Here is a 13,378-nt window from a genome sequence, read left to right on the forward strand (position 1 = left end):
CGCGACTGGTTGCGCGCGCCCGACCGCGCGCGCGTGGAAGCCGACCTTGCCTGGCTCGCGCAGCCGCGGCACGCGCTCCTGGCGTGCGACGAAACCGACTTCCCCGCCCTGCTCGATGACGCCACGGGGCCGCCCGCGGCGCTGTTCGTCGCGGGTGCGGTCGAGTCGCTCTGGCTGCCGCAGGTCGCGATCGTCGGCAGTCGCAGCGCGAGCCAGGGCGGCCAGGCGAACGCGTCCGCGTTCGCGCGCGCGCTCGCGGCCGCGGGTTTCGCGATCACGAGCGGCCTCGCCGAAGGCATCGACGGCGCCGCGCATGCGGCCACGCTCGACGCGGGCGGCGCCACGATCGCCGTGCTCGGTACCGGTGCCGATGTCGTCTATCCGGTGCGCCACCGCGACCTCGCCGCGCGCATCGTCGCGAATGGCGGCGCGCTCGTGAGCGAGTTCCCGCTCGGCACGCCGCCTCACCCGACCCATTTCCCGCGCCGCAACCGCATCATCGCCGGGCTCTCGCTCGGGACGCTCGTGGTCGAAGCCGGCGTGCGCTCGGGCTCGCTGCTGACCGCGCGCCAGGCCGCCGAAGCCGGGCGCGACGTGTTCGCGATCCCGGGCTCGATCCACAACCCGCTCGCGCGCGGTTGCCACCAGTTGATCCGCACCGGCGCGAAGCTCGTCGAGACCGCGGAGGAGATCGTCGCCGAACTCGCTCCGCTCGCGCAGCGCCTCGGCGCGAGCCTGCGGCAACGACTGCACGTGTGGGAGGATTCGGCCGCTCCTCCGGCCGCGCCTCCTCGGGCGGCACCTGCCCGCGCGGACGACCCCGACTATGCACGCCTGTACGCCGCGCTCGGCCACGACGCACTCGACATCGACACGCTCGCGGAACGCAGCGGCCTGCCCATTGCAGCGCTGTCGTCGATGCTGCTGATGCTCGAGCTCGAAGGGGACGTCGTCGCCGAGCGCGGTGGCTACGCGCGCCGCCCCGGGGCGGGCGGCGCCGGGGCGGCGCGTCGACCGTGAGCACCCGTTCGCGGCCGACGCGCGGGTCGTCGACCGGGGCGACGACGTGCCGGTTTTTCGGGATTCCCTTGCATTGCGCCGATCCGGCCGCATCCCCACGCGGGTCCGGCCGAGGCCGGTCGGCCGGTGTCGTTCAGCTTGACACGCCGGCACGCGGCGTGTTTCCACTAAAAAGGAGAACGACTGCGTGCCGTCGGCGCGCCCCGTCCCGGTTCGCACCGGCGACCCGACCCGCGCCTCCCGGCGCCGCGCCCCGCACCACCGCCAAGGACTTCAGATGGCAAAGAACCTCCTGATCGTCGAGTCGCCCGCGAAGGCGAAGACGATCAACAAGTACCTCGGCAAGGATTTCCACGTGCTGGCGTCCTACGGCCACGTGCGCGACCTCGTTCCGAAGGAGGGCGCGGTCGACACGGCACACGACTTCCAGATGAACTACGAGGTGATCGACCGCAACGAGAAGCACGTCGACGCGATCGCGAAGGCCGCGAAGGTCGCCGACTCGCTCTACCTCGCGACCGACCTGGATCGCGAAGGCGAGGCGATCTCCTGGCACATCGCCGAGATCCTCAAGCAACGCAAGCTGCTCGAGGGCAAGACGCTGCACCGCGTCGTGTTCAGCGAGATCACGCCGCGCGCGATCAAGGAGGCGGTCGCGCATCCGCGGCAGTTGTCGATGGACCTCGTCAACGCGCAGCAGGCGCGCCGCGCGCTCGATTACCTCGTCGGCTTCAACCTGTCGCCGGTGCTGTGGCGCAAGGTGCAACGCGGCCTGTCCGCGGGCCGCGTGCAGTCGCCCGCGCTGCGCATGATCGTCGAGCGCGAGGAAGAGATCGAGGCGTTCAAGGCGCGCGAGTACTGGTCGATCGAAGCCGACTGCGCGCATCCGGACACGCGCTTCAAGGCGCGCCTGCTGAAGCTGCGCGGCAAGAAGTTCGAGCAGTTCGACCTCACCAACGAGGCCGACGCGATGGCCGCGCGCAGCGCGCTCGAGCGCTCGGCGCAGGGCCGCCTCGTCGTCGCCAACATCGAGTCGAAGGAGCGCAAGCGCCGCCCGGCGCCCCCGTTCACGACCTCGACCTTGCAGCAGGAAGCCGCGCGCAAGCTCGGCTTTTCGACCAGCCGCACGATGAAGATCGCGCAGGGGCTGTACGAAGGCGTCGCGCTCGGCGACGAGGGCGTGGTCGGCCTCATCACCTACATGCGTACCGACGCGGTGCACCTGTCGGCGGAAGCGATCCACGAGATGCGCGACGTCATTCTCAAGGACTATGGTCCGCAGGCGCTGCCCGAAGCGCCGCACTATTACCGCAACAAATCGAAGAACGCGCAGGAAGCGCACGAGGCGATCCGCCCGACCTCGGCGCTGCATCGCCCGCGCGACGTCGCGGTCTACCTCAACGACGAACAGCGCAAGCTGTACGACCTCATCTGGAAGCGCGCGGTCGCGTGCCAGATGCAGCACGCGACGTTGAACACCGTGAGCGTCGACCTCGACGCGGGCGGCGATTCGCTCTTCCGCGCGAGCGGCACGACCGTGGTCGATCCCGGTTTCCTCGCGGTGTACGAGGAAGGGCGCGACGCGAAGAACGCGGAAGACGACGACGAGGGCCGCAAGCTGCCGAAGATGCAGATCGGCGAAGCGGTACCGCTCGCCGCGATCGACGCCGAACAGCATTTCACCGAGCCGCCGCCGCGCTACTCGGAAGCGTCGCTCGTGAAGACGCTCGAGGAATACGGCATCGGCCGCCCGTCGACGTACGCGAGCATCATCCAGGTGCTGCTCAACCGCGAGTACGTCACGCTCGACAGCCGTCGTTTCCGCCCCACCGACGTGGGTCGTGCGGTCGCGAAGTTCCTCTCGGGCCATTTCGCCCAATACGTCGACTACGACTTCACCGCCAAGCTCGAGGACGAACTCGACGCGGTCAGCCGTGGCGAAGAGGACTGGGTGCCGCTGCTCGAGAAGTTCTGGAAGCCGTTCAAGGCGACGGTCGACGAGAAGAGCGAGACCGTCGACCGCTCCGAGGCGACCGGCGCGCGCGAACTCGGCGTCGATCCGAAGAGCGGCAAACCGGTGCAGGTGCGCCTCGGCCGCTACGGGCCGTTCGCGCAGATCGGCAGCAAGGACGACGAGGACAAGCCCACGTTCGCGAGCTTGCGCCCGGGCCAGAGCATGCACACGATCACGCTCGAGGACGCGCTCCAGTTGTTCAAGCTCCCGCGAAAGCTCGGACAGGCCGAGGACGGCGAGGAGATCACGGTCGGCGTCGGCCGCTTCGGACCGTTCGTCAAGCACGGCCCGATGTACGCCTCGCTCAAGCCCGAGGACGATCCGTACACGATCGACCTGCCGCGCGCGCTCGAACTCGTGCGCGAGAAGGCCGAGCTCATCGCGAACCGCATCATCAAGGACTTCGGCAACGGCATCCAGGTGCTCAACGGCCGCTACGGCCCGTACATCAGCGATGGCGACAAGAACGCGCGCATCCCGAAGGACAAGGAGCCGCGCGAGCTGACCGAAGCCGAGTGCGTGGAACTGCTCGCGGCGGCACCTAACCGGCCCAAGCGCGGCGGGCGCTTCGGCAAGAAGGCACCGGCTAAAGCGGCGAAAGCCGCGAAGACCGCCAAGGCGACGAAGGCGCCTGCTGCCGATGCGCCGAAGAAGACCGCGGTGAAGAAGGCGCCCGCGAAGAAGGTGGCGGCGAAGAAGACCGCGGCGAAGAAGGCCCCTGCGAAGAAGGCAGCGGCCAAGAGCGCAGCGAAGAAGGCGCCCGCACGCAAGGCGGCGATCGAGGACGCGCCGTTTTGAGGCGCCGATGACGCCGCCCGCCGCGCCTGGCGGTCTCGCCGAAGCCGTCGCCGCGCTGCGTCGCGGCGGCGTCGTCGCGTATCCGACCGAGGCGGTGTTCGGCCTCGGCTGCGATCCGCACGACCACGCCGCGTTCGAACGCCTGTTCGCGCTCAAGCAGCGCCCGCCGACGCAAGGCGTGCTGCTGATCGGCGCCGAATTTGCGCACGTGGCGCCGTACATCGACCTTGCCGCGACGCCCGCGGACGCGCTCGCGCGCGCGCAGGCGACCTGGCCTGGCCCGCACACCTGGATCTTTCCGCGCGCAGCCGGCGTGCCGGAGTGGATCGCCGGCAGCCATGCCGGGATCGCGCTGCGCGTCACCGCGCACGCGCCCGCCGCCGCGCTGTGCCGCGCCTTCGGCGGCGCGCTCGTGTCCACGAGCGCCAATCGCCATGGCGAGCCACCGGCACGCCGGAGCGAGGACGTGCGGCGTGCCTTCCCGACCGGGATCGATGCGATCCTGAACGGCGAAACCGGGGGACTTGAGCGGCCGACGCCGATCCGCGACGCTATCAGCGGGGATAGCGTGCGGAGCTGACCGTCCGGGCGACGGCCGGGCCTGCGATCCGCTCGCGTGCGAGACGAGAGCACGGGCGCGTCGGCCCGACGACGGCCGCGCGTTCCCGAACGGCCAATGCGAACCCGGCAGGGGAAGGAGATCGATGTCGGCGGTACCCGAAGAACGCGGCGGATCGCGCGCGGCCCTGCCGCTGCTCGCTGGCGCCGACACCGCGCGCGCGCTGGCCTGGCGCCAGGGCCGCCCGGTCAGCGTGGCGGAGTTCCTCGCCGACGTCGCCGCCGTGGCCGGGACGCTGCCGCCCCGCGCCGACGCGATCAATCTCTGCGAGGACCGCTATGCGTTCCTCGTCGCACTGTGCGCGGTCGCCTGCCGCGGCCGCACGAATCTGCTGCCGTCCGCGCGCACGCCGCAGGCGATCGAAGAGATCCTCGCCGCTCATCCGGGCAGCTATGCCCTGTCCGACACCATCGCCGCTGCCGCATTCGACGGCCGCGCGAAACGCATGCCGCCGCTCGGCGTGAACGGCGAGGCGCACGAAGTCCCTTCGATCGCGGCCGATCAGGTCGTCGTGATCGGGTATACCTCGGGCAGCACCGGCCAGCCGAAGCCGAACGCCAAGACCTGGGGATCGTTCCATGCGAGCAGCGCGCTGAACGCCGCGGCGTTCGCGGCACTGCCGGGGCTCGCCGCCGCGCCGTGCGCCCAGATCGTCGCGACGGTGCCGCCGCAGCACATGTACGGCATCGAACTGTCGATCCTGCTGCCGCTGCTGGGGCCGTTCGGCGTCCACGCCGGGCGCCCGTTGTTCCCGGCCGATGTCGCCGACGCGCTCGTCGCCGTACCCGCGCCACGCGTGCTCGTGACGACGCCGGTGCACCTGCGCGCGCTGCTGCGCGAACCGCTCGCGCTGCCGCCGCTCGCCGCGATCACGTCGGCGACCGCGCCGCTGCCGCAGGAGCTCGCGGCGGAAGCGGAGGCACGCTACGGCGCGCCCGTGCTCGAGCTGTTCGGTTCCACCGAAACCTGCGTGATCGCGCACCGTCGTTGCGCCCTCGGCGAAGACTGGTCCGTGCACACGGGCGTCACGCTGCGTCCGCAGCCCGACGGCACGCTCGTCGATGCGCCTCATTTCTCCGCGCCGGTCGTGCTCGCCGACCTCATCGAGCTGCTCCCCGATCGCCGGTTCCGCCTCTGCGGCCGCCACGCCGACCTCGTCGAGATCGCGGGCAAGCGCGCCTCGCTCGGGGACCTCACGCGCCGCGTCGGCGCCCTGAACGGGGTCGAGGATGCCGTCGTGCTGCAGCTCGACGAGGCCGATGCGACCGGCGTGCGCCGCATCGCCGCGCTCGTCGTCGCGCCGACGCGCAGCGAAGCCGACTTGTTGCAGGAATTGCGCGCGGCGATCGACGCGGCATTCCTGCCCCGTCCGCTGCGCAAGGTCGCCGCGCTGCCGCGCAACGAAACCGGCAAGCTCCCACGCGCGCTGCTGCTCGCCGCCCTGCGCGATTGACGCGCGTGGCGGCGCTGCGTCCCACCCTTCGGGAGCCGTGGCCCGACGCCGCGATCGAGCGTGCTTCCCATGAAGAGTGCGGCCATGGATGGCCGCTCTGGACTATCCGAAGCCGAGGACGACTCGCCCCGAAACCCGGCTAGGAGCGGCATTCAAGGACGAATGCACAAATAAAATGCCCCGAGGGCCAGGGGGAGCCCTCGGGGCGGGGAAGGCCGATCTGGGGAGGGATCGGGCTTCGCGGGTTGCACTCAGGGAGGTGAGTCAACCAGGGTGCCGTTGCGTGCACCCGGAAACATAGATCGGGATTCGGTGCGAAAGTTTCCAGCCCGGTTCCGGTGTCGTTTAGCCGGCATTCATGCTCCGACGAAGGGCATGACGAATGGCCTATCCCGCGTCGGACCCGGCGACGGCTAGTGCGCTTCGTCCCAGTTCGCGCCGACACCGATGTCGACCACGAGTGGGACATCGAGTTCTGCGGCGGCGGCCATGCGCTCGCGCACGCCCGCGACGACCGCGTCGACCGCGTCTTCGCGCACCTCGAACACGAGTTCGTCGTGCACCTGCATGAGCATGTGCGCGGCGTCCTCGCGCTGCAGCAGCCAGGCGTCGACGGCGATCATCGCGCGCTTGATGATGTCGGCCGCCGTACCCTGCATCGGCGCGTTGATCGCGGCACGCTCGGCGCCCGCGCGCTGGGCCGCGTTGCGCGAGTGGATGTAGTCGAGGTGGAGACGGCGGCCGAACACCGTCTCGACGTAGCCGTCGCGGTGCGCCTGTTCGCGCACCCGCTCCATGAAGTCGCGCACGCCGGGATAGCGCGAGAAGTAGCGCGCCATGTAGTCCTGCGCCTCGCCGCGGCCGACGCCGAGCTGGCGCGCGAGCCCGAACGCGCTCATGCCGTACATGAGGCCGAAGTTGATCGCCTTCGCCGCACGGCGCTGGTTGGCGTCGACCTGCTCGAGCGGCAGGCCGAACACCTCGGCCGCGGTCGCGCGGTGCACGTCTTGGTTGCCATGGAACGCGGCGAGCAGGCCGGGGTCGCCCGACAGGTGCGCCATGATGCGCAGCTCGATCTGCGAATAGTCCGCCGCGACGACCTTCCAGCCCGGCGGCGCGACGAATGCCTGGCGGATGCGTCGGCCTTCCTCGGTGCGGATCGGGATGTTCTGCAGGTTCGGTTCCACCGACGACAGGCGGCCGGTCGCCGCGGTCGCCTGGTTGTAGCTCGTGTGCACGCGGCCGGTGTGCGGATTGACGTTGTCGGCCAGCTTCTCGGTGTAGGTCGAGCGCAGCTTGGCGAGGCCGCGATAGTCGAGGATCAGGCGCGGCAGCTCGTGCCGGTCGGCGATCGCCTCGAGTGCCTCCTCGTTCGTCGACGGCTGGCCGCTCGGCGTCTTCATGAGCGCAGGCAGGTTCAGTTCGTCGAACAGGAGCGCCTGCAGCTGCTTGGGCGAGTCGAGGCTGAAGCTGCGCCCGGCGACCGCGTGCGCGCGCTCGTTGATCTCGTGCATGCGCCGCGCGAGCTCGTGGCTCTGCCGCTTGAGCGCAGCGGTGTCGACGAGCACGCCGCGCTGTTCCATCCGCGCGAGCACGGGCACGAGTGGCATCTCGATCGTCTCGTAGACCTCGCGCAAGCGCGGCTCGGACCCGAGTTTCGCCCACAGCGCGCGGTGCAGGCGCAGGGTCACGTCGGCGTCCTCGGCGGCGTAGCGGCAGGCCGTGTCGAGGTCGACCTGCGAGAACGCGATCTGCTTCGCGCCGCGGCCGGCGACCTGCTCGTACGTCACGGTCTCGTAGCCGAGATGGCGCTTGGCGAGCGTGTCCATGTCGTGGCGCGACGCGGTCGAATTGAGCACGTACGACTCGAGCATCGTGTCGTGCGCGAGTCCGCGCAGCGAGATGCCATGCGTCGACAGCACGTTGATGTCGTACTTCGCATGCTGGCCGAGCTTCGGTCGCGAGGCATCCTCGAGCAACGGCTTGAGGCGCGCGAGCACGTGGTCGCGCGCGAGCTGCACGGGCGCGCCGGGATAGTCGTGCGCGAGCGGGATGTAGGCGCCCTCGCGCGGCTCCACCGCCACCGACACGCCGACGATGCGCGCCTGCATGGGATCGAGCGAATCGGTTTCGCTGTCGAACGCGATGAGCTCGGCCGCGGCGAGCCGCGCGAGCCACGCGTCGAGCTGTGCGTCGGTCGTGACGAGCTCGTAACGGCCGGGACCGGTGAGTTCGGGAGCCGCGTCCGGCTCGGGCGCCGGCGCGATGCCGCGCACGCCGAACTCGCGCCGCTGCGGCAGTTCGGCGGCGGGCAGGTCGGGTGCCGCGCGCGCGGCCGGTTCCGCTGCCGCGTCGAGTTCCTTCAGCGCCGCATTGAACTCGTAGCGGCGATACAGCGTGCGCAAGGTTTCCGCATCGCGCTCGCGCAGGTGCAGGTCGCGCGGGCCTTCGGTGAGTTCGACGTCGGTACGGATCCTCGCGAGCTCGCGCGACAGCGGCAATTGCGGCAATGCCTTGCGCAGGTTCTCGCCGATCTTGCCGCCGACGTCGGTCGCATGCGCGATCACGCCGTCGAGGCTGCCGTATTCGGCGAGCCACTTGGCCGCGGTCTTCGGGCCGCACTTCTCGACCCCGGGGATGTTGTCGACGCTGTCGCCCATGAGCGCGAGGTAGTCGACGATCTGGTCCGGGCGCACGCCGAATTTCTCGATCACCGCGCGCGCGTCGAGCGTCGTGTTCGTCATCGTGTTGACGAGTTCGATGCCGGGTTCGACCAGTTGCGCGAAATCCTTGTCGCTGGTCGAGATCGTGACATCGATGCCGTCCGCATGGGCTCGGCGCGCCAGCGTGCCGATCACGTCGTCCGCCTCGACGCCCGCGACGCGCAGTATCGGGAAGCCGAGCGCGGCGACGATCGCGAGCATCGGCTCGACCTGCGCGAGCAGGTCGTCGGGCATCGCCTGCCGGGTCGCCTTGTACGCGGCGTACAGATCGTCACGGAACGTACGGCCGGGCGCGTCGGAGACGAACGCGGCGAAGTCCGGCCGCTGCTTGAGGATCGTCCGCAGCATGTTGACGACGCCGAACAACGCACCGGTCGGCTCGCCGGCCGCGTTCGTGAGCGGCGGCAGCGCGTGGAACGCACGATAGAGGTACGAAGAGCCGTCGACGAGGACGAGGCGGGGACGCGGGGACGACATGGCGGGCCGGCTGTTTCAGCGGGCCCGCAGCTTGGCGCGCGAACGCGCCGAATGCAACGGCGCCGCTCAGCAACCGACGGGCGTCGGCGACACGCCGCAGATGTCCAGCATGAGCACGTTGTTCTCGTTCTCGCTGCGGAAGATCACATCGCTGTTGACCCACAGCGGCACGCTCGGATAGCCGACCACGCCGATGTCGGGATTCACGCGCCAGGTGATGTTGTTGTTGCCGAACTGCGGCTGCGTGGCGCGCAGCGGGACGAGCAGTTCGAGCCAGAAGCCGCGCCCCATGCCCCATGCACCGCCACCGATGCCGCCGTTCGGCGCGCGCACGGCGAGGCCCTCGAGGCCTTGCGCGTAGGTCTGCGGGCAGCCGTAGCCGGAGTCGGCGCCGAGGTCGAACAAGTGGTTGCTGACCCCGGAAACCGCGAAACAGAATGCGGGATTCTCGGCCGAATTCGCGGTTTCGACGCCGGGCGGCAGCAGCAGTTCGATGCCGACCGCGCTGCCGCCGCAGGGGTTGCCCGGGTGGCTGAGCACGAGATGGGTGTAGAACACTTCGCCGACGGCGGGGGTGTAGTTCGGCGGCACGAGCGCGAAGCCGGCATACCCCTGGACGCGGATCTCGAAGATCGGCGGATCGCTGAGGCAGGCGATGTCCTCGCCGATGCTAGCGACGACGCCGTTGAACCACGGCAGTACGAGGTCGGGACTGCCGACCTGCAGGGGAATCGGATCGGGCGCCCCGTCCGCGCGCGCCCGGGCGGGGTCGATGGCGCTCGCGACCACGAGCAGGCAACACAGCAGGCGTATCATCATGGCAGTGGCTCGGAAGGGACCAATGACCCATACGCACGACGGCGCCGGAAACCCTCATCCGGCGTTCGGATCCTTGCTCGCGCCGGCGGCGCCCGCATGAACACCGATCACGAGGTGACCCGCCTGATCGCCGCCTGGCGCGACGGCGACGAGGATGCGCGCGCGGCGCTGGTCGAGCGCGTCTACGCCAACGTGCGCGCGATCGCCGCGCAATCGCTGCGCCAGATGCCCGGCGCGACCTTGAGCGCGACCGACCTCGCGCACGAGGCGCTGATTCGCCTGCTCGGCACCGACGCGGTGTGGAGCGATCGCCGCCATTTCTTCCACGTGGCGGCCCAGGCGACGCGCCAGATCCTCGTCGACGCGGCGCGCCAGCGGCTCGCGAGCAAGCGCGGCGGCGGCGCCGAGAAGCTCGACCTCGACGCTGCGTTCGACGTCGCCGCGAACGACGGCGACGCCGAACTCGTGCGGATCGACGATGCGCTGCGCGACCTGCAGCAGAACGACGCGCGCCGCGCGCGGATGATCGAGCTGGTCTACTTCGGCGGCCTCAGCCGGATCGAGGTCGCGCAGGTGCTGCAGGTCTCCGAGGGCACGGTCGATCGCGACCTGCGCCTCGCGCGCGCGTGGCTGCGCAGCGCGCTCGAAGCATGAGCGCCCCGACGCTCGACACGCTCGCACCCCACTTCGAGCGCCTGCGCACGCTCGACTCGCGACAGCGCGCAGAGGAGATCGCCCGGCTGTCGCTCGATACGGGTTCGCGCGCGCGCCTCGAGCGTCTGCTCGCGGCCGACGACGCGGACGGCGATCCGCTCGCCGACGCGATCGCGCGCGGTGCCGCGCGCCTGCATGCAGGCACTCCGCGCGAGTTCGGCGCATGGCGCCTCGTGCGCGAACTCGGCGCCGGCGGCATGGGCACCGTGTTCCTCGCCGAACGTGCCGACGGGCAGTTCGAGCGCGAGGTCGCGATCAAGCTGCTGCGCGGTTTCCCGACCCGCGATGCGACGCGCCGCCTGCGCCAGGAGCGGCAGATCCTCGCCGGCCTCGATCACCCGAACATCGCGCGCCTGCTCGACGGCGGCGAAACCGCCGAAGGCCAGCCGTGGCTCGCGCTCGAGTACGTCGACGGCGTTCCGCTGCTCGAGCACATCGCGCTGCGCGCGCCGACGCTGCAGGATCGCCTCGCGCTGTTCGAGGCGATGCTCGATGCGGTCGCGCACGCGCACAGCCATCTCGTCGTGCATCGCGACATCAAGCCCGCCAACGTGATGGTCGCCGCCGACGGCACGGTCAAGTTGCTCGACTTCGGCATCGCGCGCCTCGTCGAGGCGGGCGAAGGGTCACAGCGCGAGACGTCGACGCGCGTTTTCAGCCGCGGCTACGCGAGCCCCGAACAGGAACAGGGGCGCGCGATCACCACCGCGAGCGACATCTACAGCCTCGGCGTGCTGCTGCGCGAGATGCTCGAGGGACGCCGCGACGCCACCGACGTGCGCGCGTCGCCGATCGAGGCGCTGCGGCTCGACGCGGACCTGCGCGGCATCCTCGCCAAGGCGACCGACGTCGAGCCCGCGCGTCGCTACGCGAGCGCGACCGAATTCCGCGACGACCTGCGCCGTTATCGCGAAGGACGCCCCGTGCGCGCCGCGCGCTGGACGCACGGTTATCGGCTGCGCAAGTTCGTCGCCCGGCACCGCGTCGGTTTCGTCGCCGCGTCGTTCGCCGTGCTCGTCGCGATCGCATTCGTCTGGCGACTCGAGCGCGAGCGCACGCGCGCGCGCGCGGCCGAAGCGGCGGCGCAGCAGGCGCTCGCGACGGCCGAACGCGAGGCGGGCCGCGCGCGCGCGTCGCTCGATTTCCTCAGCGACGCGATTTCCGCGGCCGCACCCGACGTCGCGATGAGCCGCGAGGTGAGCGTGCGCGACCTGCTCGACGCCGCGCGCGCGAAGCTCGCGCAACGCGATGATCCCGCACTGGTGCGGCCGATGCAGCGCCTGCTCGCCCATCTGTACGGCGACCTCGGCGACGTCGGTACCGCACTGCAGCTCATGCGCGAAGGCGTGCGCGACGCGGCGCCCACCGATCGCGCCGAGGCGCTGCGTCTCGCCGGCGACTACGACGAGTACGCGAGCCAGCTCGGCATCAAGGGCGACGTCGACGCGGCCCTCGCCGCCGCGCAGCGGGCCGCCGACTGGCGCGCGCGATTCGCGCCGGACGATCGCATCGAGCAGGTGCGCAGTCGCGAGGCGATCGCGCTCGTGCACCATCGCAGCGGCGACGACGAGCAGGCGATCGCGCTGCTGCGCGAGGCGATGGCCGAGGCGAAGGCGCTGCCGGATTTCCCGCTCGAGCTCTACGCGGGCATCGCGCAGTCGCTCGCCGCGCTGCTCGCGACCGCGGGCGACTCCGACGCGTCGCTCGCGATCGCCGAGGACGCGCTCGCACGCGTCGACGCCGTGCGACCGAAGGAATCGCCCGAGCACGTGCTGCTGCTGCGCGCGAAGGCGAACGCGAAGAGCGCCGGTGGCGACGCCGCCGAGGCCGAGCGGCTGCTGCGCGAGGCGATCGCACTGCAGCAACGCGTGGTCGATCCGGGCGGCTCGCGCATGATGGAACTGACGAACGATCTCGCGATCGCGGTCAACGACCTCGGGCGCTTTCGCGAAGCGGCCGAGCTGCTGCGCGAATCGGACCGCCACATGGCGGGCGCGGGCATCGACGGCGCGGCCGATCGCGCGATCTCGGAGGGCAACCTCGCCTCGGTGCTCGAGAATGCGGGCGACTACGCGACCGCGCGGATCCATTACGACAACGCGTTCGCGCTGCTCGACGCCGCGGGCATCGGCGCCGACCACCAGACGCGCCGACGCATCGAGCGCGAGCAGGCGCGCACGCTCGGCCTCGCCGGCGAGCATGCGCGCGCACTCGAACGCTTCACCGACCTGCGCGCTCGCGCCGCGCGCATCGACGGCGAGGATTCCGGCGAGTACGCGATGCTGACCTGGCAACTCGTCGTGCTCGCGCGCAACATGCATCGGCCCGACCTCGGATCGCCGCTGCTCGCGGAGGCGGAACGGCGCTGGCACGCGCTGGCGCCGGCGGAGCACCCGATCTTCCTGCACATGCGACGCGCACGGGCGGCGTTCGAACTGGACCGCGGCGACGTGGCCGGCGCCGAACGCGAATTGCGCGCGGCCGTCGCCGGGTTCGATGCCGCGGCCGCGCAGCCGGTGGATCTCGCGATAGCCCGCAGCGAGCTCGCCGCGGTGCGACTGCGCGCGGGCGACCGCACGGAAGCCCGCGCCCTGCTGGGGGCGGCCTTGCCGATCCTGCGCGCGGCGATGCTGCCGCAGGAGATCAACCGGGCCGCGGCCGAGCGTACGGCAGAACGGATCGGGCTGTCCGGCTGAACCATCGCAACCGTTCGCGACGAGGTTCGCGCGCGCCTCCACGCA

Annotated in this window: 8 protein-coding genes; 6 read left to right on the top strand and 2 right to left on the bottom strand. The window is 71.0% G+C overall.

All coding sequences use genetic code 11. The features are described from left to right. The 4 genes from dprA to VI238_RS06380 all read left to right on the top strand — a co-directional run. A partial coding sequence (gene dprA / locus VI238_RS06365; RefSeq protein WP_331649619.1) for a DNA-processing protein DprA occupies positions 1-1,020 on the top strand: 1,020 nt, incomplete at its 5' end. A gap of 277 nt (positions 1,021-1,297) precedes the next feature. Further along, on the top strand, positions 1,298-3,832 hold the full coding sequence (locus tag VI238_RS06370) for a DNA topoisomerase I (RefSeq protein WP_331649621.1): 2,535 nt from the start codon (positions 1,298-1,300) through the stop codon (positions 3,830-3,832). Positions 3,833-3,839: 7 nt separating this feature from the next. After that, entirely contained in the window at positions 3,840-4,412 is a 573-nt protein-coding gene (locus VI238_RS06375) for an L-threonylcarbamoyladenylate synthase (protein ID WP_331649623.1), read from the top strand. A 124-nt stretch (positions 4,413-4,536) separates the two neighbouring features. Next, a complete protein-coding gene (locus VI238_RS06380) occupies positions 4,537-5,904 on the top strand; it encodes an AMP-binding protein (RefSeq protein WP_331649625.1) in 1,368 nt (455 codons plus the stop codon). Between the two features lie 413 nt (positions 5,905-6,317). On the opposite strand, the gene polA is transcribed toward VI238_RS06380, so the two are convergent. Both polA and VI238_RS06390 read right to left on the bottom strand, forming a co-directional pair. After that, on the bottom strand, positions 6,318-9,104 hold the full coding sequence (polA, locus tag VI238_RS06385; protein WP_331649627.1) for a DNA polymerase I: 2,787 nt from the start codon (positions 9,102-9,104) through the stop codon (positions 6,318-6,320). A gap of 66 nt (positions 9,105-9,170) precedes the next feature. Beyond that, entirely contained in the window at positions 9,171-9,923 is a 753-nt protein-coding gene (locus VI238_RS06390; protein ID WP_331649629.1) for a hypothetical protein, read from the bottom strand. Positions 9,924-10,019: 96 nt separating this feature from the next. On the opposite strand from VI238_RS06390, the gene VI238_RS06395 reads away from it, so the two are divergent. Then, the gene (locus VI238_RS06395; RefSeq protein WP_331649631.1) at positions 10,020-10,577 is read left to right on the top strand and encodes an ECF-type sigma factor; all 558 of its coding nucleotides are present in this window, start codon (positions 10,020-10,022) and stop codon (positions 10,575-10,577) included. Further along, positions 10,574-13,333, top strand: coding sequence for a serine/threonine-protein kinase (locus VI238_RS06400; RefSeq protein ID WP_331649633.1), 2,760 nt, complete (start codon positions 10,574-10,576; stop codon positions 13,331-13,333). The genes VI238_RS06395 and VI238_RS06400 overlap by 4 nt, the downstream gene beginning before the upstream one ends. The last annotated feature ends 45 nt before the right edge of the window (positions 13,334-13,378 follow it).

Origin of the sequence: Dokdonella sp., assembly GCF_036518555.1 — a bacterium.
Classification (GTDB): Bacteria; Pseudomonadota; Gammaproteobacteria; order Xanthomonadales; family Rhodanobacteraceae; genus Dokdonella_A.

Bases quoted from the DNA above. Each gene is read 5' to 3' on its own strand.
- VI238_RS06370 (WP_331649621.1), top strand. From the start codon at position 1,298: ATGGCAAAGAACCTCCTGATCGTCGAGTCGCCCGCGAAGGCGAAGACG.
- VI238_RS06390 (WP_331649629.1), bottom strand. From the start codon at position 9,923: ATGATGATACGCCTGCTGTGTTGCCTGCTCGTGGTCGCGAGCGCCATC.
- VI238_RS06395 (WP_331649631.1), top strand. From the start codon at position 10,020: ATGAACACCGATCACGAGGTGACCCGCCTGATCGCCGCCTGGCGCGAC.
- VI238_RS06375 (WP_331649623.1), top strand. From the start codon at position 3,840: ATGACGCCGCCCGCCGCGCCTGGCGGTCTCGCCGAAGCCGTCGCCGCG.
- VI238_RS06380 (WP_331649625.1), top strand. From the start codon at position 4,537: ATGTCGGCGGTACCCGAAGAACGCGGCGGATCGCGCGCGGCCCTGCCG.
- VI238_RS06400 (WP_331649633.1), top strand. From the start codon at position 10,574: ATGAGCGCCCCGACGCTCGACACGCTCGCACCCCACTTCGAGCGCCTG.
- polA (WP_331649627.1), bottom strand. From the start codon at position 9,104: ATGTCGTCCCCGCGTCCCCGCCTCGTCCTCGTCGACGGCTCTTCGTAC.